17 protein-coding genes are annotated in these 24,188 nt (G+C 50.6%); 3 read left to right on the top strand and 14 right to left on the bottom strand.

The window, feature by feature from the left end; translation table 11 throughout:
* Positions 1-87 precede the first annotated feature (87 nt).
* The 12 genes from FEM41_RS15050 to gcvT form a co-directional block, all read right to left on the bottom strand.
* A complete protein-coding gene (locus FEM41_RS15050; RefSeq protein ID WP_138099217.1) occupies positions 88-1,350 on the bottom strand; it encodes a PTS galactitol transporter subunit IIC in 1,263 nt (420 codons plus the stop codon).
* A gap of 91 nt (positions 1,351-1,441) precedes the next feature.
* Positions 1,442-2,437, bottom strand: a complete 996-nt coding sequence (locus FEM41_RS15045; protein ID WP_138096881.1) for a 2-hydroxyacid dehydrogenase — start codon at positions 2,435-2,437, stop codon at positions 1,442-1,444.
* A gap of 17 nt (positions 2,438-2,454) precedes the next feature.
* Complete coding sequence (locus FEM41_RS15040; protein ID WP_138096879.1) at positions 2,455-3,216, bottom strand: SDR family NAD(P)-dependent oxidoreductase; 762 nt, start codon at positions 3,214-3,216, stop codon at positions 2,455-2,457.
* Between the two features lie 12 nt (positions 3,217-3,228).
* Positions 3,229-4,767 carry an FGGY-family carbohydrate kinase gene (locus FEM41_RS15035; RefSeq protein ID WP_138096877.1) on the bottom strand — a complete coding sequence of 513 codons (1,539 nt, stop codon included), beginning with the start codon at positions 4,765-4,767 and terminating at the stop codon, positions 3,229-3,231.
* Positions 4,757-5,338, bottom strand: a complete 582-nt coding sequence (locus FEM41_RS15030; protein WP_138096875.1) for a glycerol-3-phosphate responsive antiterminator — start codon at positions 5,336-5,338, stop codon at positions 4,757-4,759. Before FEM41_RS15030 ends, FEM41_RS15035 begins: the two co-directional genes overlap by 11 nt.
* Positions 5,339-5,352: 14 nt before the next feature.
* Positions 5,353-6,144: a class I fructose-bisphosphate aldolase gene (locus tag FEM41_RS15025; protein WP_138096873.1), complete on the bottom strand. Its 792-nt coding sequence runs from the start codon at positions 6,142-6,144 to the stop codon at positions 5,353-5,355.
* Between the two features lie 446 nt (positions 6,145-6,590).
* Complete coding sequence (folD, locus tag FEM41_RS15020) at positions 6,591-7,439, bottom strand: bifunctional methylenetetrahydrofolate dehydrogenase/methenyltetrahydrofolate cyclohydrolase FolD (RefSeq protein ID WP_241666503.1); 849 nt, start codon at positions 7,437-7,439, stop codon at positions 6,591-6,593.
* A gap of 15 nt (positions 7,440-7,454) precedes the next feature.
* Entirely contained in the window at positions 7,455-9,125 is a 1,671-nt protein-coding gene (locus FEM41_RS15015; RefSeq protein ID WP_138096869.1) for a formate--tetrahydrofolate ligase, read from the bottom strand.
* Between the two features lie 56 nt (positions 9,126-9,181).
* Entirely contained in the window at positions 9,182-10,594 is a 1,413-nt protein-coding gene (locus FEM41_RS15010; RefSeq protein ID WP_138096867.1) for an alanine/glycine:cation symporter family protein, read from the bottom strand.
* Positions 10,595-10,751: 157 nt separating this feature from the next.
* Entirely contained in the window at positions 10,752-13,637 is a 2,886-nt protein-coding gene (gcvP, locus tag FEM41_RS15005) for an aminomethyl-transferring glycine dehydrogenase (RefSeq protein ID WP_138096865.1), read from the bottom strand.
* 63 nt (positions 13,638-13,700) lie between these two features.
* On the bottom strand, positions 13,701-14,087 hold the full coding sequence (gcvH, locus tag FEM41_RS15000; protein WP_138096863.1) for a glycine cleavage system protein GcvH: 387 nt from the start codon (positions 14,085-14,087) through the stop codon (positions 13,701-13,703).
* A gap of 68 nt (positions 14,088-14,155) precedes the next feature.
* Complete coding sequence (gene gcvT, locus FEM41_RS14995; protein WP_138096861.1) at positions 14,156-15,259, bottom strand: glycine cleavage system aminomethyltransferase GcvT; 1,104 nt, start codon at positions 15,257-15,259, stop codon at positions 14,156-14,158.
* An 884-nt stretch (positions 15,260-16,143) separates the two neighbouring features.
* On the opposite strand from gcvT, the gene FEM41_RS14990 reads away from it, so the two are divergent.
* The 3 genes from FEM41_RS14990 to nifJ all read left to right on the top strand — a co-directional run bounded on the left by FEM41_RS14990 (position 16,144) and on the right by nifJ (position 22,004).
* Positions 16,144-16,608 carry a hypothetical protein gene (locus FEM41_RS14990; protein WP_138096859.1) on the top strand — a complete coding sequence of 155 codons (465 nt, stop codon included), beginning with the start codon at positions 16,144-16,146 and terminating at the stop codon, positions 16,606-16,608.
* Between the two features lie 177 nt (positions 16,609-16,785).
* Entirely contained in the window at positions 16,786-18,420 is a 1,635-nt protein-coding gene (locus FEM41_RS14985; RefSeq protein ID WP_138096857.1) for an NAD(P)-binding protein, read from the top strand.
* 17 nt (positions 18,421-18,437) lie between these two features.
* Positions 18,438-22,004: a pyruvate:ferredoxin (flavodoxin) oxidoreductase gene (nifJ, locus tag FEM41_RS14980; protein ID WP_421805456.1), complete on the top strand. Its 3,567-nt coding sequence runs from the start codon at positions 18,438-18,440 to the stop codon at positions 22,002-22,004.
* 51 nt (positions 22,005-22,055) lie between these two features.
* Here nifJ and FEM41_RS14975 read toward each other — a convergent pair whose 3' ends face one another.
* Together FEM41_RS14975 and FEM41_RS14970 are read right to left on the bottom strand one after the other, a co-directional pair.
* Positions 22,056-23,231 (bottom strand): M20 metallopeptidase family protein, encoded by a 1,176-nt coding sequence (locus FEM41_RS14975; protein ID WP_138096853.1) that lies wholly within the window; start codon positions 23,229-23,231, stop codon positions 22,056-22,058.
* A gap of 187 nt (positions 23,232-23,418) precedes the next feature.
* Entirely contained in the window at positions 23,419-23,838 is a 420-nt protein-coding gene (locus FEM41_RS14970) for a hypothetical protein (RefSeq protein WP_138096851.1), read from the bottom strand.
* Positions 23,839-24,188 lie beyond the last annotated feature (350 nt).

Genomic DNA, 24,188 nt, shown 5'->3' with positions numbered 1-24,188 from the left:
AACCTTAGCGACAGAGATAAGGAAGAGCGCCGATAAACGGCCCCCCGTTAAAACCAGGGAGCCGGAATTCAGGAGATTGCGAGCGCCTTACGGCGCCGCGCTAAACAGCTCGCCGATTTTCACCGCCAGCCAGCCCACTGGCGTGGTAGCACCACCGACCAGGTTGGTGATTTCAGACATCCCTTCCGGAACGGGTATGCTGGAGTTCACAGCCGCCTGAGTATATTCCGCCGAGATATCGGTACCGACGTACAGAATACAGGTCACAATCAGCATGCCGGTGATAAACATCCTGAACATATTGCGCTTACAGAACGGCGTGACCATGGCCAACAGGAACATCAGCGAGGCAAGGTCGACAAAGGGCAATACCCGGTTTCCCGGCAGGATAATCGATAGCGCAACCGCCGCAGGAATCAGCAGTAATCCAGTTGCCAGCACCGAAGGCTCGCCGATAAGCAACGCCGTATCCATACCAATATAGAAATCCCGCCCCGGAAATTTGGCCTTCAGCTTTGCTTCGGCTGCGTCACGGACAATAAGCAGCCCCTGCACCAGAATTTCGATCATCTTAGGCAACAGTAACATTGCGGCAGACACCTTAATCGCCAGAGAAACCGCATCGGAGACACCGTAACCGGCCAGTAACGCCAGCAGCAGTCCCAGAACAAATCCCAACGTCAGCGGCTCGCCTAATACGCCAAACTTTTTATTGATACTCTCCGGGTCAAAGTTAATCTTATTGATAAGCGGAATCTTATCGATAATATAATTACAAATAATACCGAAAGGTACGTAGGTTATACAGGTAAGATGGGGAAATGAAATCCCCTTTAAGTTATAGTTCTTCTGTAAATAAGGCGCCGTCAGATCTGCTGCCAGCAGCGTTAAGATAAAGATAGCAAAGGTGATCCCCACTGCCAGCCAGTAATTATGGGTACCAGCATACACCACCGATCCCATAATAAGAAAAATCCAGTAATTAAAAATATCGATATTAACAGTTTTCGTCAGCTTAAGCAGCAGCATCACCAGGTTGATCGCAATAAAACCGATAACCACCGGCAGCATCAGCGGCGAGCCCCAGCCAATGGTGGAGGCCGTAGGCCAGCCAGTATCGACTACAGTCAGCTGCAAACCAATACGCTCCACCATAGCCTGTGATGCCGGGCCAAGGTTGGTCAACAGCAGTCCAATGACCAACCCCACCCCTTCGAAGCCGATCCCGACCAGCATACCGGCCTTAAACGCCGTTGTGATTTTTACTCCAAAACACAGAGCAATAATAAAAAATATTACCGGCATCATTACCGATGCCCCCAGGCTAATAATGCTGTTAATAATATCCATCATCTATCCCCTCAAGAAAGGCGCGCCAGTTTGGGCACGAACAAAGCCGTGCCCAAAAGGCATCTGATATTTCAGCCTGGACGTTCAGTTATTAACTGAGCTTATTGAGTAATATCTCAGAGAATAATTTCGGCGAATGACTGAATGCGTCGATGGTGCTTCCGGCAATATGCGGCGTTATCGTAACGTTATTCAGCGAATAAAAGGCACTATCGTCAGGAAAGGGTTCATCATCGAAGGTATCAAGCGCCGCCCCCATGATATCACCAGCCTGCAGCGCGGCAATCATATCGCCTTCATTAATCAACCCTGAACGCGCCGTATTAACAATAATGGCGCTGTTTTTCATGAGCCGAAAATGGTGAGCGTTGATCAGATGATGCGTCTCTTCCGTTAAGCGCGCATGCAAGGAGACCACATCCGCCTGACGCACCAGATCGTCCAGTTCATCCACCCGCCTGTAACGCTCATGGTCTGAAACATATCTGTCATAGAAGATAATTTCGCAGCCAAACCCTTCCAGAAAACGGGCCACTAACTGAGCGATATGCCCGAATCCGACCAGACCAACCACCTTGCTGCCCAGTTCCGGAATCGCGCTCTGGTTTGGATTATCAATGCGCCAGAAACGATCGCGTAGCGCATCATGGGAACGGGCGATATTGCGCATCTCCGCCAGAATCATACCTACGGTGAACTCCGCCACGCTACGGGCATTACGCCCCGGCGTATTGAGGATTTCAATGCCCCTGGCCCGGGCGATTTCGTCATTGACATTTTCCGTGCCGCCTCGTAGCACCCCAATATATTTAAGCTGCGGCAGCGCCTGTAGTACCGCAGCATTCACGGGCGCGAACTGGGTAATCAGGATCCCGGCGTCTTCTGCCCCCTGGAGCAGTTCGTCGGGCAGCGCCACGGCTTCGGCGCCCTCCTGCTCTATCCGCAGGTTATCCTCCTGTAGCTTTTCAACAGACGGATGATGCCATTCGCGCACCACCACCTCGATGCCACTGGCGCGGAGCAGACGAAGTCCGTCCTCCATCATCGTATGATTAATAAACAGATCGGCTATCGCAAGACATTTCATTTTTTATTCTCCACGTATTAGCGCATCAACATTCCGCCGGTCACATCCAGGGTCGCGCCGGTCATATAGCTGGCCTTTGGCGATATCATAAATACGCCGATATCGGCGATCTCTTCGGGTTGAGATACCCGCCCTACGGGGATGCGGCTAACGTAATAATCAGGATCGCGCTCCAGGTTTTTGCGTATCATCGCGGTATCCATAATGCCGACCGCAATATTGTTAACATTAATGTTTTGCCGGGCCACTTCCCGCGCCAGCGAGATGGAAAAAGCCACCAGCCCGGCTTTGCTCGCCGCATAGTGGGCATGACCGGTGGTTGAACCGTGGAAAGCGGCCTGCGAGGTAATATTCAGGATGCTGCCCTTCCGACCGCTCGTAATACAGCGATTCACAAACAGCTGGCTAAGATGAAATACCGCCTTCAGATTGACGTTCATCACCCGATCCCAATCCTGCTGGCTGATTTCACTGACGTAGCCCGATAGCCAGATACCGGCGTTGTTGACCAGGATGTCGGCGCTTCCCAGATTGTCGATACAGCTCGCCATCAGGTTTTCACGGCTTTGCTCATCGGCCAGATCGGTTTTCACCGCGATAATGGAAACCGGGGAGCGGGCTCGGATACTTTCCACCAGCTGCTGCGGATTTTCCTCCTCACTCATCCAGGTAAAGCAGATATTGACCCCTTCCCGAGCCAGAGCATGGACAAACGCTTTCCCCAGCCCGGTCGCGCCGCCGGTAATTATGGCCGTACGGTTTTTCAGATTCAGATCCATAGGTTTCCTCACTTAGTGCGTGACATAGTTACTGCAGGATCTCCACGGAGACTGCATTTCGGATAACAGATGCTTATAAAGCTGATATTTGTCCTGGTAGACCTGACGGTTTTCCGGGTTCGGCGTAACGGTTCGGGAAACGTGCACCATCGCATTCGACGCGGCGAACACGTCGTCATACCAGCCCACCATTACGGCGGCAGTCATGGCGGTTCCCAGCGTGCCGTGTTCCTTCACATCCACAATTTCCAGTGTGGACTGAAAGATATCGGCGAACAGCTGCAGCCAGACGGGCGAATTGGTCACACCACCGGCAATCCGGATAGTCCGACTCAGGGAAGGATTGAGGTTGCGCAGACGCTCCGTGTGGTACAGATGACTAAACGCCACGCCTTCATAAATCGCCCGCAGAAAATGGGCTTTCTTATGGAAGCTATTGACGCCGATAAAGCCCGCCGACGCATCCGGAATCGCATTGGAGCCAAAGACGAACGGGAAAAACAGCAGATGGCTTTCTTCCGGCGTGGTTGAGGCCACCAGCGAATTGCAGAGCTCGTAGACTGAACGCCCGTGGGCGGCAGCATCCTTTTTATCGCTCTCCATGAAGTTATTGATAAACCATTCGAGATTGCTGGCTGACGTAGGGCTGGCTTCGGTAATCAGCCATTTTCCGGCAATGGGATAAACTGACGTCATAAACAACGCTTCGTCGATCACCGGCTGGTCGGTCACGTACTCGTTAATGCTCCAGGTGCCGGTGATGATCGCCATCTTATTCAGATCATTGATGCCCGACGCGACGGATGAAGCTGAAATATCAAACACGCCGCCGGACACCGGCGTTCCCGCACACAGCCCCGTGAGCGCCGCCACCTCTTGCGTTATATAACCGCAGCATTCTGTCGACATTCGGAACGGCGGCAGCTTGCTTCTGATATCGGCCAGCCCCCACCATTCCAGAAGCGCATCATCGTAACAGCAGTCGCGTACGTTAATCAGGTTAGTGCCGGAAATATCGGTCAGCTCCAGAAAAGCTTCACCGGTCAGATAAAAGCGAATCAGGTCTTTCACCATAAAAATATGGCGGGTATTTTGCAGCGCTTGCGGTTCGTTATCCTTCAGCCACGCCAGCAGAGCCACCGGCTGGCCGGCCCAGATCGACTGCATGGTTTTGGGTAATATCTCACTGACAAAACCGGGATCGCTCTGCCAGCGTGCCACCCAGGCCTTAGCCCGGCTATCGGTAGAAATAATGCCGTTTCTGACGGGGTTCCCATCTCCGTCAACCAGATAAAGGCCATTGCCGTGACCGGTCACTGCCACGCCTTTGATCTGCGCCGCATCGATTCCCGCGCTTTCAATGGCCTGTTTAATGACTCCGACATTCGCGGCCCAGAGTTCGTGAATGTCGCGCTCGGTGTGAAACTCCCCGGGTGTCAGCATGACGGTCGATTTGGAGGCCATCGCAACCGCGCGCCCACTGCTATCGTAAATGGCCGCTTTGGTGACGGTGCCGCCATTATCGATGCCCATTACGAATTCATCTTTCATAACCGTGGACTCCTTTTTCTTTCCACAGGCCAGATTCACTGGTCGTTATTCCGCTGAATCCGGCATGGAATATTTTTTCTACCAGGTAGCTGCGTTTCACAAAGCCACCTGCAATAAACTGCACATCAAAGCCTTTGAGGTTTCGGCTGATCAATTCCAGACACTGACAGGCATATTCCGCAGGCAATATTTCAATGGCATTGGGCGGATTGTGTTTAATTACGTCCAGCGACTGATCGAGCGAGCGGGAGTCAATTAATAACACCCTGAAAATCGTTAATAGCCCTTCTTTCTGCGCATACCTGAGTGCGGAAAGATTAGAAGAAATAACACCATCCACCCTGTAGTAAGATTTCAGAAGGCTGACGCCAGGCTGATCGGGTTTAAACCCGCCCAACAGTTCAAGATGAACCAGCGCCTTTTTGCCACTTTGATGGCAGCGACCAATCAGTGACTGTAAATTACCGATATTGGCTTCAGATAGCAGAATATAATCTGACTGACTGGCAAGCGCTTTTTCGAAATATTTATATTTTCTTACTGAAGGTATAATGGTGTTATTTAACTGCATAATAATTTCCGAAGTTATTTAGCCATATAAAGGCTGTATGCATCCTGCGGCGTGGCGCCTTGATGAATAATCGCATTCAGACCGGCGACCACCTTCGCCGGATGAGGGTCCTGAGTGATGTTGCGCCCAACCGCAACGCCCTTCGCCCCCATCTGCATACAGTGATGAACGAACGTAAAGTAACCGTCGATCCCGGTTTTGGGGCCGCCCAGCGCCAGCACCGGCACGCCGGAGGCTTCTACAATCATTCTGTCCTCCGCACTGCCGCTGAACCGGGTTTTGATAATGTCCGCACCCAGCTCCACCGCCGCGCGCGCCGCGGCGGCAATCACAACTGGATTGTTTGAGTCATCGGACGTTACCGGGTAGCCGTAAGGCAGTGATTCAACGATCAGAGGCAGATTCCAGGCATCGGCCGCCTGCGCCAGGCGCATGGCCAGATTGTGGGTTTTCTCTTCGTTGAAGGCGCCGGGGAAGGTCATACATACCACTCCTTCTGCCCCCACCTTTAGCGCATCTTCAACGGAAAAAACCTGAGCGGTATCGGGGACGGTGTTATCAAAAATATTCACGGTTCCATCAACGCGCAACACAATGGGAACAGCATTAAGTTCATCCTTAAAATTTTTAAGCATCCCATAGGTTACCAGGGCGCAATCCAGCCCCTGTTCGACCAGAGAAGGAAGCTGGCGAAGCGTATTATCAATACCATCAGTTTTGGTAGAAAAGTAGTATCCATCCAAAGCCAGGGTAATGGATTTACCATCTTTTGCAAAAATGCGAGAAAGGCGACGTTGTTTAGACATGGTTTACTCCTTAGCAAGAAAAACAAAAAAAGCCCTCAGAGACTCACGTCTCTGAGGGCTTTCTCTTCACTGACCCCGATGATAATGATTCAGATTACCAAATCATTATCCGCATTTTTTACCTGAATGAGTAGGTTCTAAATTCGTTGAATGTAAAACCTCTCCCATCGCGTGATTAATATCTAGCACGACGCCCGTTTTTATGTCTATTCCATGATATCAAAATGAGAGACTCATCACATATTTGATGAGTCCGGTCGTAAAAAAAGAATAGTAACTGGTATATAAAAATATATTAACCCGCACACACATGGAGTGTACATAAATTTAACGCAGCAGAGATTGACCATGCGAAGCGCTTTTCTGGCGACAGATTAGCGGCCCCATCAGCGGCCATGTCGATAACACTAAATGCCCATGCTCCCTCTTTCAGCGCCCGTTCCTTATCATGACACGCGGTTCAGCTGATGCAGGATAGCCGCCATCAGGCAATTTTTCATTAACATGGAGATAGTCATCGGTCCCACACCACCTGGAACCGGCGTAATCGCGCTCACTATTTCTTTAACATCATTAAAATCAACATCGCCGCACAATTTTCCCGTGTTATCGCGATGAATTCCAACATCAATGACCACAGCGCCGGGTTTAACATAATCCCGATTGATAGCGCGGGGCTTCCCTATGGCGACAATTAAAATATCGGCACGCTGACAGATTTTCGCAAGATGCCGGGTTTGTGAATGACAAATGGTAACGGTGGCATTTTCACGCAGCAGCAGTTGTGCGACTGGTTTACCGACAATGTTGCTGCGCCCCACCACCACACACTCTTTCCCAGCAATTCCGATATGGCTACGCTTCAGTAATTCGATAATACCCGCAGGCGTACAGGGAGCAAATCCGGGATGCCCTGTGCTCAAAGCGCCAATATTTTGCGGATGAAAACCATCCACATCTTTATCGGGCCTGATTGCCTGAATCACCGCCTGTTGATCGATGGCCTCCGGCAGCGGCAGCTGCACCAGAATGCCATCGACATCATCACGCTGATTAAGCATATCGATTTGTTCCAGCAGTGCCGCCTGGGTTAATGATTCGGGGAAGGAGAGCACTAAAGAGCGTATTCCCGTCTCCTCGCAGCTCTGATGCTTATTCTTTACATAAATCGCTGAGGCAGGGTCATTTCCTATAAGAATAACGGCAAGCGTTACCTTATATGAGTTGCTAATCAGTTGCGCCCTTAATTCCTCTTTAATCTCAGCGGCAATAGCTTTTCCATTAATGAGTTCCATGATGCCTCACTCCCTTTAAAAAAGGCCACTAATCTCGCCGTTCTCATTGACATCTATCACATTCGCCGCCGGTATTTTAGGCAGGCCAGGCATCGTCAAAATGGAGCCTGTCAGCGCGACGACAAACCCGGCACCCGCTGAAACATAGATTTCACGCACGTTGATCGTAAACCCGGTCGGCCGACCAAGTAACGTCGGCACATCAGAGAGCGAATACTGGGTTTTAGCCATGCATACTGGAAAATGACCAAAGCCCATATCTTCTATATTTTCCAACATGCTGCGAGCACCTTCGCTGTACGTCACGCCTTCGGCGCCATAAATTTCTTTCGCGATGGTTTCAATCTTCTCCTTCAAGGGCATCTGATCCGGATAGAGCAACCGGAACTGCGCAGAGTCATCATCTAACGCATCAACCACCTGATTCGCCAGTTCCACTCCCCCTTTCCCGCCTTGTTCCCAGACGTTAGTCAGAGCGAAACGACACCCCATGTCCAGACAATACTGACGAATGAATTCATGTTCTTTGGGTGAATCTGAGGTATAAGCATTGAGCGCCACAACAATGGGTAGGCCATATTTTTTTAGATTCTCAATATGCTTACCAAGATTAACAACTCCCTTTTTCAGGGCTTCAATATTTTCGCTCTGCCACTCATTTTTCCCTACTCCACCGTTATATTTTAATGCCTTTGTCGTCGCCACCAGCACGGCGCAATCAGGACGCAAACCGCTCATACGGCATTTAATATCAAAAAATTTCTCGGCGCCCAGATCGGCACCGAATCCTGCTTCAGTAACGACAATATCGGCCAGTTTCAGGGCGTGCAACGTCGCTCTTACGCTATTGCATCCATGAGCTATATTCGCAAAAGGTCCGCCGTGAATAATAGCTGGCGTATTTTCCAGGGTCTGAATCAAGTTGGGTTTAATGGCATCTTTTAGCAAGCTTGCCATAGCGCCAACAGCATTCAGATCGCCAGCAGTAACGGGCCTCCCGTCACGGGTTCTGGCAACGATGATACGGGATAGCCGCTGCTTGAGATCGTTAATATCCCGGGCCAGACAAAGAATAGCCATGACTTCAGAGGCAACGGTAATGACAAATCCCTCCTCCCGGGGCACACCATCTTTTAGTCCCCCTAACCCGACCACCATATGACGCAACGTGCGATCGTTCATATCCATACAGCGCTTAAATGCGATTCTCCTGGGATCGATATTTAATACGTTTCCCTGAAAGATATGGTTATCGAGCATGGCAGCCAGCAAATTATTTGCCGATGTAATCGCATGAAAGTCACCCGTAAAATGAAGGTTGAGATCTTCCATCGGCACTACCTGTGCATAACCGCCTCCAGCTGCCCCGCCTTTCATACCGAAACAGGGCCCAAGAGAAGGTTCGCGCAGAGCCACAATGGCATTTTTCCCAATGACATTGAGGGCCTGCCCTAAACCCGCCGTTACCGTCGTTTTGCCTTCTCCTGCAGGTGTTGGATTGATAGCAGTCACCAAAATCAATTTGCCATTTTTATTTTCAGCTATTTTTGGCCACAGACTATTACTGAACTTTGCCTTATACTTACCAAAAAGTTCGATATCATCTTTATCGATATGTAGTTTTTCAGCAATAGTTTGAATTGGCATAAGGCTGGCTTCATGAGCAATCTGGATGTCCGATTTCATTTATACTATTCCTCTGTGAGTTTTTATCGGCGTCGCGATAGATTAAGCATTCTTATTCATGATGATATTTCATTTTTATTTTCCGATACTGATTTCAGCGCCCTGGTCAAGCGAATAACTATGGGCGATAATATTATCAGGGCAATTAAATTCGGCAGCACCATCAAGCCATTAAACATATCCGCCATACTCCAGACAAGGTCAACTTTAAATAACGAAGCGCAAAATATAAAAACAATAACAATGGCCTGATAAATTCTTACGGCTTTTTTACTCCCAAAAAGATAACGAATGTTAATCTCTCCATAATAGTACCAGCCAATGATGGTTGAAAAAGCGAAAAAAAGTAACGCAAAGGATATAAATAAACTACCAAACCACCCATATACATAATTGTAAGCCATCTGGGTAAGCTCTATACCTTGCATCCCTGAATATACCGACATAAACGATGCGACTTTTCGACCGCTATGATCCCACATACTCAGTCCTGAGGTAATAATCGCCAGCGCGGTGAGAGTAACGATAACGGCGACAACAAAAACCCCCATCATGGCGATAAACCCTTGCTCTTCCTGACGCTCCACTTTGGCCAGGGCATGGGCATGTGGCGTTGACCCCATACCTGCTTCATTAGAGAAAAGCCCACGGGCGATACCAAAGCGCATCGCTTCCTGAATCGCGATACCAACGCCGCCGCCAAGGACAGCCTGAGGGTTAAATGCCGCGATAAAAATCGCCTTAAAGGCCGGAATAATATACTGGTAATTATAAATTAATATAAATAACGTCCCCAGCAGATAAAAAACAGCCTTGATTGGGACGATTTTCTCTGCAAAGGAAGCAATACTCCCTATGCCGCCAATAATGACGAACCCCGTTAATGCTGCCAATATTAACCCGCAAACCCATAATGGTATATGCAGCGAACCATGAAATGCCGAAGCAATCGAGTTAGATTGAACCATATTACCAATAAAGCCAAGTGCCAAAATGACAAGTACGGCAAAAATAACGGCTAACCATTTGCAATGCAATCCATTTTCAATATACCAGGCTGGACCACCAACGACTTGCCCTTCTTTATCTGTAGTACGGAACTTTTGCCCCAGTATTGCCTCAGCATAAATAGTCGCCATACCAAGAAATGAGGAGACCCACATCCAAAAAATAGCACCAGGCCCACCAGCAAGAATAGCTGTCGCGGGTCCGGCCAGGTTACCGGTACCAACCTGCCCGGCAATTGCCGTCGTTACTGCCTGAAAAGAACTCATACCTTTTTTATCAGCACGTTTTCCAAATAATGAGATGTTGCCAAACAGGCATCGACAACCGCTTTTAAAATAACGGAGTTGAACAAAACCCAATGCTATTGTGTAATATATCCCAACACCGCAAAGCAGGAATATCAATAATGTATTCCATAATAAGTCATTAACCTGCCCAACGAAATAAATCAAGGTATTCATTTTGCCTGCCTCTTGTTGAATTTCTGAAAATAGCGTCGCTGTTATATACCCTCACCTTGTCAACCGCGGCTTTAATGCGCACTAACTATTCAATATCGATGGCATACAGCGTTAACCCAACGACAGGATGCAAACCGTCAGGCATCCTGTCGTTTGTCTACAGACTTATTTCAACCGGCAGACAGCCGCAAAAAAGATGGCGATCGCCATAGACATCGTCCAGGCGCTTAACTGCTGGCCAATATTTGACCCTGGCTTTATCTTTATCCGGGAATACGGCCTCCTCCCTGCTATAGGGATGTTTCCATTCCTCTATCAATTCTTCCTGAACATGTGGCGCATTTAGCAAAGGATTATCGGTTTCCGGCCAGTCGCCGGCAGCAATTCGTTGGGCTTCCGCATAAATCGCGCGCATCGCTGAAATAAAGCGATCGAGTTCTTCCTTACTTTCTGACTCCGTTGGCTCAACCATAAGCGTACCTGAAACAGGGAATGACATTGTCGGCGCATGGAACCCATAATCAATTAAACGTTTAGCGATATCCATTTCACTAACCCCAAAGCGCGCTTTTAACGGTCGTATATCCAGAATACATTCATGCGCAACATAACCCTCAACACCATGATATAGCACTGGGAAAATATCATTTAGCTTTCTGGCAATATAATTTGCATTCAGAATGGCAACCTGCGTAGCTTTTTTTAATCCTGCCCCACCCATCATGCGAATATACATCCAACTGATAGGCAAAATGGAAGCGCTGCCGAAAGGCGCGGCGCTAACTGCCCCCTGATGCGTGATCCTTCCCTGCGCATGAACGACACAATGTCCGGGTACAAAATCAGCCAGATGAGTTTTTACACCGATGGGCCCCATACCAGGCCCGCCTCCGCCATGGGGAATACTGAAAGTTTTATGCAAATTAAAATGGGAGACATCAGCGCCAATATAGCCCGGAGAACTGATACCAACCTGCGCATTTAGATTAGCACCGTCCAAATAGACCTGACCACCATAGTGGTGAACTATCTGGCAAACTCGACGAATACCATCTTCATAAACGCCATGCGTTGAAGGGTAAGTCACCATGATGCAGGAGAGAGACTCTGCTGCCTGCGCCGCTTTAGCTTCCAGGTCGGCAATATCAATATTCCCATGCTCATCGCAGTCGACGACAACCACGGTCATTCCCGCCATATGGGCCGATGCCGGATTAGTACCATGCGCGGATGCGGGGATCAGGCAGATATGGCGCTGCTGCTGCCCAAGGCTGTGCTGATAGCGTCTGATAGTCAATAAACCGGCATATTCTCCCTGAGCCCCCGAATTAGGTTGCATACAAATCGCGTCATAACCGCTGATGGTTAACAGCCACCGGGAGAGTTGCTCAATCAACTGCTGATAACCCTGGGCCTGCTCTATCGGACAGAAAGGATGAAGGCGGCTGAATTCAGGCCAGGTAATCGGTATCATTTCGGCCGCCGCGTTAAGCTTCATGGTACAAGATCCCAGTGGAATCATCGCCTGATTCAGCGCCAGATCCTTCTGTTCCAGCCTCCGCAGATAGCGCATCATTTCTGTTTCACTGTAATAGCGGTGAAAAACGGGGTGGGCAAGAATGGGTTCAATCCGCCGTAGCGCCTCGTCCAAACCAGGAGACACCTGCATCACTTGCCCGTCAAGCGTCTCCAGGTCAACCCCATGCTTTTGGCCCGTCAGAACCGCCCAGAGCGTTAAAATATCTTCACGCGTCGTCGTTTCATCCAGGGAGATCCCCACGCAATCGGGAAGATCGCTGCGTATATTAATCCGACAATCCCGAGCGCGTCGCAGTACTTCCTTTTTATTGTCAACTTTTATGGTAAGGGTATCGAACCACTGGCGGTTAAGAATCGAGAAACCTGCCTGCCTGAGCCCTATAGCCAGAATGTCCGTTAACCGATGGATGCGCGAAGCGATACGCATAAGCCCCTTCGGGCCATGGTAAACGGCATACATACCGGCGATGACGGCCAGCAACACCTGGGAAGTACATATATTGGAGTTGGCTTTTTCACGGCGAATATGCTGTTCTCGCGTTTGCATAGCCATACGTAATGCCGGACGCCCGGCGGCATCCCTGGACAAGCCAATTATACGGCCCGGCATCGCACGCTTATGCTCTTCCTTACAGGCGAAGAAAGCGGCATGAGGCCCTCCATAGCCCATCGGAACCCCAAACCGTTGAGCGGAGCCGAAAACAATATCGGCCCCCATTTCCCCGGGCGATTTTAGTAGCACCAGCGCTAATGGATCGGCGCAAACGCAGGTAACAACGTTGTGCGTTTTTAAGACGTCAATTACAGCGCCGAGCGCGTAAACCTCACCACTACTGCCAGTGACAGGCAATAATGCGCCAAAGAATGCCATGTCGATCGCCTCCAAATCGGAAGCGATGTCTCCGACAACGATATCGAACCCCAGCGTTTCAGCTCGTGTTTTAATGACATCCAGAACCTGTGGATGGATATCACGGCACACAAAAAAGCGATGTGCATCTTTATTAGACGATATGCGCCAGGCCATAGCCATGGCTTCCGCAGCGGCGGTGGCTTCATCCAGCAAAGAGGCGGAAGCAACAGGTAATCCACTAAGATCCATTGTCATCTGCTGAAAATTCAATAACGCTTCAAGTCTTCCCTGAGACGCTTCTGGCTGATAAGGCGTATATGCGGTATACCACCCGGGATTTTCCAGCACATTTCTTCGTATGACATCAGGCATCAGCGTATCGTAATAGCCCATACCGATAAATGATTTGTAATACTGATTACCTGCTGCGATTCTCTTTAGTTCATCCAGAGCAAGATGTTGTTGAACACCGTCACCAACCTGAATGTCGTTTTCCAGCAATAAATCCGCAGGTACTATTTTATCAATGAGCTGTTCTAATGTTGTTAAGCCCAAAGTCGCCAACATTTCGGATATTTGTTTTTCTGATGGACCGATATGGCGATGAATAAACTCATCACGGTTTTCTAATCGGCTTAATGATGTTGTCATAATAAACATTCCTTACTGGTAATCAGCTTGCTTGTCACCTTATCTGGCTATCAAAGTCATAAATTACTCGGCGATAAGCGCTTGATACTCCTGAGGACTATAAAGATCATTCAGTTGTGACGGATCACTGCTCTTAATAACGAATATCCAGCCATCTTCATAGGGTGAATGGTTAATGAGCTCAGGCATATCCACAAGCCCGGCGTTGACCTCAATAACTTCTCCGCTGATTGGCGCGTAAATATCTGAAGCAGCTTTAACCGACTCTGCCGTTGCACAATTTTCATTCATCTCATAGTTTTTTTGACTTTCAGGCAAATCAATAAAAACCATATCACCCAATAATGACTGCGCGTGTTCAGTGATGCCTACCCGATATAAACCATTGCCTTCATCTTTTAACCACTCGTGCGTATCGGTATATTTAAGTTCTGTCGGAATATTGTTCATAACGCATGTTCCCTTGTTATATTCTCTGCTGCTGTAACGTCTGGAAATTTAGACATGTTCCAGAAATGTTAATCAACAACACGCTTGCCGTTGCGAACGAAGACGGGTTTTACGATCCGAACTACCTGCGGTTCACCTCGCAAAATAACGCTCGCCTGATCGACCACGTTTGTCGGTACCCGCGCAAGGGCGATACTGCAATGCAGCGTGGGGGAAAACGAACCGCTGGTTATCACACCGCTGCACGTATTACCTTGCCGATCTTCGCATATAACCGGAAGATGATTCCGCAAAACACCTTTGCCCTGCATAATCAGACCAACAAGTTGTTCATTCACGGCGTCACGCTGTTTTTCCAGCGCTTTTCTTCCAACAAAACCACGATCCTGAGGTTCCCAGCTAATTGTCCATTCCATATTTGCAACCAGCGGCGAGGTTGTTTCATCCATCTCCTGGCCATAAAGATTCATGCCAGCCTCCAGGCGGAGAGTGTCGCGCGCTCCCAGCCCGCAGCACCGAACGCCGGCCTGTTCCAGTTTTTGCCAAAACTCCTCAGCCAGTTCTGAAGGCAGAGCGATTTCATAGCCTTTCTCGCCGGTATAGCCGGTAGTCGCAATAAATAGTCGACCGGTTTGAATACCAAAAAACGGCTTCATGTCTGCAATATCCTCGCGCTGAGCGGGCGTAAGCAATTGCGAAACTTTATGTTGGGCATTCGGCCCCTGGATCGCAATCAGAGAGAGGTCGTCACGAACTTCTATCGCAACGGAATAATACGCGGCGTGCTTTTCTATCCAGGCAAGGTCTTTCTCACGGGTCGCTGAATTCACCACCATACGGCAAAATCTGTGCGTGAAGAAATAGACTATCAGATCGTCAATAACTCCGCCCTCGGGCGTTAACATCGCTGAATACAATGCCTTTCCCGGCGTCGTCAACTTAGCGACATCATTCGCTAATAAATAACGTAAAAATAGAAATGTCTTTTCACCATGCAAATCAATAATTGTCATGTGGGAAACATCGAACATTCCCGCATCGTTCCGCACTGCATGATGCTCGTTAATTTGCGAACCATAATGTAAAGGCATTAGCCAGCCATGAAAATCGACCATTAGCGCCTGTTTTTTTTCATGCTGGAAATATAATGCTGTTCTCTTAAGGTCGGGCATTAATCCCCCTTACTGGTGTTCATATCAGATAAAATAACCACACGATGAATAGTGACATGGATTGTCGTTGCTGATAATGAATAAAAGTGTGAAGATAATCACATTTGGTATATTTTAAATAAAAAAAGCACTGTCAATCAAAGAAACATCCAGAATGAAAACACATTAACTCATTGTTATATAATAAAATAAAAGAGAATCAGAAACATCATTACCACTGAAAAGACATATTAATCTTTATTCATGAGATATACCTGAACGCTTAAACCACTCTTTTTTTTCAAGCTGACTCGTTTCATATCATCTTATCAAAAAGAGACACTAGCAACGTTATTTAATCGTTAGCAACAAACACCCCGAAATATATAAAAAAACAGATAAGCCTCCTCGTTTCAGCCCCCATATTGCGGTGGTTCCAGCGCAGCGTTCTTAACCGGCTATTCACCAGAGACATTAAAACTGGAATGCAATTCTTCAGTAGCCCTGCCTTTTCTGACGATATCCACAATATACGCCACGAAGGACAATCGCCCTACGGCCTATCAAAAAACTCATTCTCGTTTCAGTAAAACGTATCATTATGAGACATCCCGCGTAGCTTTTATCCGTTTCGCGGAGCTTTTCCATACGGATACAGAAACGAGAAATTCGTCATGTTCATGTTGAACTATTGAAAGAAAAACCAGACTATTCCATTGTTATTTATTTGATTTTTTCTATCTGGATTTCATAGGTTTCGTATTTATTCCCTGGCGCCTCGAGGCGCATTCCCGGAAACGCCACTGATAAAAATCTTTATGTCGCCGGCAAAAATGACTCACAGCACCCTGAGTTGGCTCAATGCTTGCTCTTATCAGATGACTCCTGACAACAAGGAAAATCCGATGAGCAGCCATACCATCATCGTGACCACGATCGTCACCTATATCATCACCATGCCAGGCGTATCGCTGTATGCAAAATCAAGAATCAAAAATACCGGCGATTATCATCTGGCGGGTCGACACCCTGGTACCATAATGCTGGCCGGTACGTTGGCCGTAGCACAAATTACCGCTTGCAAGCGGGTCGTCATCACAGTTGGGATTATCATCGCGTTTTTTAGCCGACAGATAATCGAACTGCTGGTTTTCGCTTTTACGATCCACGCAGCCGGACCATTTGCCGCCTGTCTTTTTGGTCTACTGGCCGATAATGTCACGCCTCGCGCCGGTCTGTTCTGGCAGATCGCCGGGGCCCCCCCAGGACATTTACGCCGTTATTGTCGGCTCTTTGGTCAGTCTGTCCAGTTTTCTGCTGGTTCTGAAATACGACAAATTCCGGGGCATTCCCGGGTCGCCATTTACTGAAAAGAGATCATAGCGAGATCTCTTTTTACCGCTTTTTCTTCGGGGTTATCCCTAATGTAAGCCGCCGTGGCGCCACCGCAGCAAACGGCGCCGGATACCGGAATATAAATCCGCCGATATCCAGAGCTACGTCGGGGTTAATCATTGTTAAAACACCTATAAGAAATAAGCAATGTTATGAATAAGAGCAAAAAAGACATGACCCTACCGCCAGACCTGTCCGGTCTTTCCGGCACCGGCCCGGTTCGTCGTCATAAACCAATCTACCGGGATTCTCTTCCCCCTTGTAACCACGCCTGTCCAGCAGGCGAAAATATTCAGGCCTGGCTCGCACTGGCGCAGGAAGGACGCAATGAAGAAGCCTGGCAAAGCCTGATTGAAAACAACCCTATGCCCGCCGTCCATGGCCGGGTCTGCTACCATCCGTGCGAAAATAGCTGCAACCGTGCCCAGGTGGATCAATCCGTCAGTATCCACGCCGTCGAGCGTTACCTTGGCGACCAGGCGCTGAAAAACGGCTGGAAACCGACGTGGAGCGCGACGCCCAGCGGTAAAAAAGTGCTGATAATTGGCGCCGGGCCGTCCGGGCTTTCCTGCGCCTGGCATTTACGGCGCCTGGGTCATCAGGTCGAAATTCACGAAGCAGGCCCGATGGCTGGCGGCATGATGCGCTTTGGCATCCCAGCCTACCGTATGCCCAGAGACATTCTGGATCGCGAAATCCAACAGATTCTGGATACCGGCGTCACGTTGAAGTTGAATCACAAAGTGGAAGATGTGATGGCGGAAAAACAGCGTGGAGGATTTGACGCCGTATTTATGGCTATCGGCGCCCATCTGGCGAAAAAAGTGGATATTCCCGCCAGAGAGGCGGGAAAAATTCTGGACGCCGTAAGTTATCTGGATGCCGTCGAACGTGGCGAAGCGCCGAAACTGGGGCGCCGCGTCGCCATATACGGCGGCGGCAATACTGCCATGGATGCCTCGCGTACCGCCCGTCGCCTTGGCGCCGAAGAGGTGATGATCATCTATCGCCGGGATCGGGAACACATGCCAGCCCACGCGTTTGAAGCTGACGAAGCTATAGAAGAAGGTATTAAGATTAACTGGTTGCGTACCATCCGCCAGATCGACAGCGACGCCATGACCATCGAAGAGATGGAAGTCGATGCCAACGGTCGTCCTCAGCCCACCGGGCGTTTTGAAACACTTAATGCCGACAGCCTGATTCTGGCGCTGGGTCAGGAGGTCGATCTCGCGGTGCTGAAGCGTATTCCTGGAATCGTGCTGCACAATGACGGAGTGGTCGATGTCGATGAACATATGATGACCAGCGTTTCCGGCATTTTCGCCGGTGGAGACATGGTGCCCTCCGAACGTACGGTCACAATCGCTACCGGCCACGGCAAAAAAGCGGCTCGTCATATCGACGGCTGGCTACGCAACCAGCCCTACAGCAAACCGGAGCCGGTTCCCGTCATGGAATATCCCGGCCTGCATCTGTGGTACAACACCGATGCCGATGCCGCCCATCAGCCGGAAATCACCCCGGAACAACGTGAAGGATTCGATGAAATCATCGGCGGACTGACCGATGCTCAGGCGCGTTATGAGGCCACTCGCTGCTACTCCTGCGGCAACTGTTTTGAATGCGACGGTTGTTACGGCGCCTGCCCGGAAGGCGCCGTCATTAAATTGGGCAAAGGACTGCGATACCGCTTCGATTACACCCTTTGTTCCGGGTGCGCCGCCTGCTTCCAGCAGTGCCCTTGTCACGCTATAGAAATGGTCGCAGAGGAGGCCCGCAAATGAGCGAACAGCATAATACGATGGTGATGATGGATGGCAGCGAGGCCGCTGCCTGGATTGCCTATAAAGTCAGCGAAATCTGCGCTATTTACCCCATTACGCCCTCTTCCAATATGGCGGAGCTGGCCGATGAGTGGGCGACCCGACAGGTAACGAATATCTGGGGCGACGTACCGACCATTATGGAGATGCAGCACGAAGGCGGCGCAGCGGGCACGGTGCACGGCGCGTTACAGGCTGGCGCGCTCAGCACCACCTTTACCGCCTCTCAGGGGCTGATGTTAATGCTGCCCAATATGTATAAAATCGCCGGCGAGCTCACCAGCGCGGTATTCCACGTTGCGGCCCGGTCACTGGCGGCACAGGGATTATCCATCTTCGGCGATCATCAGGACGTTATGGCCGCCAGAACCACCGGTTTCGCCATGCTTTGTGCAGCGTCTGTCCAGCAGGCCCAGGATATGGCGATGATAGCCCATGCGGCAACGCTGGCGTCACGCATTCCTTTTATTCACTTTTTAGACGGTTTTCGCACCTCTCACGAGGTCAATAAAATATCTCGCCTGAGCGACGAGCAAATCCGCGCCATGATCGACGATCGCCTGGTGCGCGAACACCGGGCCAGAGCGCTCAATCCCGATCGCCCAGTGATGCGCGGTACGGCACAGAACCCGGATACCTACTTTCAGGGACGCGAAAGCGTAAACGCCTACTACGATCGCGTGCCGCAAATCGTCGAACAAACCATGGAGAGTTTCGCTCAACTGACCGGCCGACGTTATCATCTGGTTGATTATCATGGCGCGCCCGACGCTGAACAGGTCATGGTGATTATGGGCTCCGGCGCCTCAACGGCGCGTCAGACGATCGACGTTCTGAATGCCCGGGGCGGTAAATACGGCGTGGTGACCGTACACCTGTTCCGTCCTTTCCCGGCGGAAGCTCTGGTAAACACTCTTCCCGCCACCGCGAAGTTCGTTACGGTAATGGATCGTACCAAAGAACCCGGCGCCAATGGCGAGCCGCTCTACCTTGATACGCTGGGAGCGCTGGTTGCAGCGTTACAGCAGGGGAAAATGGCCCAATTGCCGTTACTAAGCGGCGGCCGCTACGGCCTGTCATCGAAAGAGTTTACGCCAGCTATGGTGAAAGCCGTGCTGGAAAACCAGCAGCGCCCAAACGCAAGGCGTTTCTTTACCATCGGAATCCACGACGATGTCACGCACCTCAGCCTGGAGTGGGACGAAAGCTGGCATATTGAGCCGAATAACCAGGTCCGCGCTCTGTTCTTCGGCCTGGGTGCCGACGGCACCGTCGGCGCCAATAAAAACAGCATCAAGATTATCGGCGAACTTCCCGAATATCACGCTCAGGGATACTTTGTTTACGATTCGAAAAAGTCAGGTTCGCGTACGACATCCCACTTACGGTTTGGCCCCGATCCTATCGACGCGCCTTATCTGATCGGTTCGGCGAACTTTATTGGCTGCCATCAGTTCAACTTCGTGGAGAATCTGGAGCTGTTGGCCTGGGCCGCGCCGCAGGCCACTTTCCTGCTAAACAGCCCCTATTCCGCGGCTGAGGTCTGGTCTCACCTGCCGGCCGACGTACAGCGCCAAATCCAGCAGAAAAAACTCTCTTTCTATGTGATCAATGCCGCCGACGTCGCCCGGGATACGGGAATGGGCTCACGCATTAACACCATTATGCAGACCTGCTTTTTCGCGCTGTCTGACGTTATGCCCAAACAGCGCGCCATCACACTTATCAAAAAGAGCATTGAGAAAACCTATCTCAAGAAAGGACGTGCCGTGGTCGATAAAAACTTTGCCGCCGTCGACGCGACGCTGGCGAACTTACATCGGGTCACGGTGCCGCAGCAGATAACCGGCGCGGCGGAGATGGGATGGTCTATTGCGCCGGAAGCGCCGCGTTTTGTACGTGAAGTCACCGCCCAGATGCTGCAGGATCGCGGCGATCGTATTCCGGTGTCAATGTTACCTGCCGACGGCACCTGGCCTACCGCAACGGCGCGCTGGGAAAAGCGCGACATCGCACTGGAAATCCCCGAATGGCGAGAAGAACTCTGCATTCAGTGCGGCAACTGTTCATTTGTCTGCCCTCATGCCGCCATCCGCGCGAAATTTTATCACCAGGATTGGCTCGATGGCGCGCCGCAGGGCTTCAAAAGCGCACCAATCAGCGCCCGCGGCTTCCCCGATACGCGCTATACCCTGCAAGTGTATCCTCAGGATTGTACCGGCTGTAATCTTTGTGTCGAAGCCTGTCCGGTACGCGCGAAGGATGACGCAGGGAATGAGATTCGGGCTATCAACCTGACGGATAAACTGCCCATTCTGGCACGCGAAAAAGATTCTCTGGCCAGGTTCCGCCGCATTCCATGGCCAGAGCGTTCAACTATCGACTTTTCTACCGTACGCGGCGTGCAGTATCTGGAGCCGCTGTTTGAATTCTCCGGTGCCTGTTCAGGCTGCGGTGAAACGCCGTATCTGAAAACGCTGACCCAACTATTCGGCGACCGCATGATGGTGGCCAACGCGACGGGATGTTCGTCAATATATGGCGGTAATCTGCCCACAACGCCGTGGTCGCAAAACCGTGACGGAAGGGGCCCCGCCTGGTCTAACTCGCTATTTGAGGATAACGCCGAATTCGGTCTGGGATTCCGCCTGACGGCCGATCACCACAGACATCAGGCAACGCTGGCGCTACAGGCGTTCGCGCAGCGTCTGGATCAGGCGCTGATCGATGAAATAATCGACGCTCCTCAGCAGACTGAATCGGATATTCAGCGCCAGCGCCAACGCCTGGCAAAAGTGCGCGAACGTTTGGCCAACGACTCTTCCACACAGGCGCTGAATCTGTCCAGCTTGCTGGATCATTTAATTCGTCGCTCCGTTTGGATCGTCGGCGGAGACGGCTGGGCCTATGATATTGGTTCTTCGGGGTTGGATCACGTACTGGCTTCCGGCCGTGACGTGAACGTGCTGGTGATGGATACTGAAGTCTATTCCAACACCGGTGGGCAGATGTCCAAATCCACGCCTCTGGGCGCTACCGCCAGATTTGCCGTCGGCGGTAAGACCATGGCGAAAAAAGATATTGCGCTCCAGGCCATCTCTTACGGTAACGTCTATGTGGCCAGGGTGGCCTTCGGCGCGAACCCCCAGCAGACGCTACAGGCCATGCGCGAAGCCGAAGCCTACCCCGGACCTTCGCTGATTATCGCCTACAGCCACTGCATCGCTCACGGTATTGATATGCAGCAGGGTCTACAGCAGCAGAAGCGTGCTGTAGATTCCGGGCACTGGCCGCTGATTCGCTACAATCCGGTACTGCGTGAAAAAGGCCATAATCCATTCACCCTCGACTGCCTGCGCCCCACTATTCCTCTGTACGAATATCGCAAACACGAGACGCGATTCCTGGCGCTAATGCGTCAGAATCCCGAGGAGGCGCAACGGCTGATGGATATCGCGCAACACGTGGCCTGGCAAAAATGGGCCACTTATGAAAGCATTGCAGACAGACCCGCAAGCGCCTTCCATCCAGATGCTCGTCGATAGCCATTCAGGCTCAGGGGTCGCCAACGGCGGCCCCTGCTTTCCAACCTACTGTCACGACATTACCAGCCGTCGCGCCAGCTCCACATAGTATTTGAGCCCCAGCAGCATCGCTTCCTGTCTGGGATTGAAATGAGCGTTATGCAGCGCAGGTTGTTCCCCCTGCCCGCTCCCGACGCCCAGCCAGGCGAAACAGACCGGCGCCAGCGCCTGATATTCTGAAAAATCCTCGCCGACGCACATGGGTTCGGGCTCCAGCCTGAGACCAGACTCACCCACCAGATGTCGTATCACATCAGCGGCGATATCACATAACCCTTCATCATTTACTATGGCCGAGTAGTCCCAATCGTCGAAAATCACCTCAGCATCGCAGCGATGAGCCAGTGCGACGCCCTGTACTATGCGTGTTATCGCCTGCTTCAGCTGCCGACGGACCGATACGCTAAAGGTGCGATTGGTGCCACAGAGACGGGCATCGTCTGGAATCGCCGCGGTAGTGCCGTCGCCGCACACCAGGCTACATACAGAGAGCACGGCGCTATCACGGGGATTCACTTCCCGGGACACGATCGTCTGCAATGCCAGCAGCGTTTCAGCAGCAGCAACGCAGGGATCAACAAGCAGATGAGGCATAGAACTATGCCCCCCTTTACCCTGTAATCGGATATTAAAGGTATCGCGATTCGCAGTAGCGATACCGCGCTTCAGGGCAATGGTACCGCAGGCCAGAGCCGGTAAAACGTGCAACGCGAAAAACATCCCGACGCCCTGCAAAGCGCCGGACTCGACCAACTCTTTCGCACCGCCTGGCGACATCTCTTCGCCGCGCTGAAAAATAAAAAGGATCTCGCCCTTCAGACGTTGTTGGCAATCAGCCAGCATGCTCGCGGCGCCCATCAGCATGGCGGTATGCATATCATGCCCGCAGGCGTGCATCAGCCCGGGTCTTATGGACTGGAAAGGCAAACCGGTCTTCTCCGTTACCGGCAGTGCGTCAATATCGGCGCGAAAAGCGATCGTCCTCCCCGGATGGGCACCCTTCAGCCGTACCACAACGCCGGTCGGCGCCGGACGCGTAATCTGCAACGCAGGGAAAGTCGAGAGTTGTTGGACAATATATTCAGTGGTCGCCGTCTCCTGATGAGACAGTTCCGGATAGCGATGAATGGCGGCGCGCCAGTCACACATTTGCTGGTAGAGCCGCTGCCAGTCAGGATTGAAAGTCATGATCGTCTCCGTTTACACAGAAACGATAAACGCAGCATTAAGCGTGCCAGTATGCGTGTCAGAGGGTATAGCACGCGAAAAGCCTGGCGTCGCGGGATAACGAAAATTCCCCCCCAGAGATTCGTTCAGAGTGTCTCTTTCTGACGCCTCGCGAAAAAGGAATAGAGTTAATATGATGAACGCTAAGTTAATGACCGAAAATCGCCTCATCGGGCAACTGATTCATTCTTATAAGCAAAGTATCAAGAAGTATCATATCCGACTCCGTCAGGTTGAACCTCTGTTGCGCGCCTGAAGCGCTGGCGACCTCTACCACCTCGCCGAAGATAGCCATCAGCATATGCAGAAGCTCTTTATCTGAGGGATGAGTTCCTTTTTTAGCGACGCTATATGAGGTATTCGCAACACAAAACGCGATCACGGTAAAGTGATGAAACAGATGTTTAGACAGACTGAAAGCATTCTCCGGCAAAAGCGCCCATTCACTATCGATGATATGAGTCGCCATATTTTTAGCACTCTGCCCATACCCGTACTGTTCAATAAGCATGATCAACGAACGAATCGCATTTCGTCTTTGCCCTAATTTGTGAATGAATTTAAACACGGCTGTCCTTCTTCATTAATCTAAGCTGACTGGTAAAATATTCGCGCGGCTACCAGGATTGCGCAACAAACCGGCTATTACCGGCACATTAAGCGTTCTGTGCTCTCCAGCCATCCTGTTCTTGCTGAATGTATCGAGAATATCTTCCTGAAAACGCAAAAAAAGGGGTTAGCCTAAGCTAACCCCTTTTAAAATTTGATGGCGGAAGCGCAGAGATTCGAACTCTGGGAGGGTTTCCCCTCGCCGGTTTTCAAGACCAAGACTAAATCATTAAAATTCAATGAATTAAACTTATTTGATAGAATAATTTATCATTTTTTGTGCACTCGATATCAAACACTTATCACATT

The sequence above is a fragment of the Jejubacter calystegiae genome (genome assembly GCF_005671395.1).
In the GTDB taxonomy this organism is placed as follows: Bacteria; Pseudomonadota; Gammaproteobacteria; order Enterobacterales; family Enterobacteriaceae; genus Jejubacter; species Jejubacter calystegiae.
The sequence above is the reverse complement of the archived record's forward strand: the minus strand, read 5'-3'. Positions and strand labels throughout refer to the sequence as shown.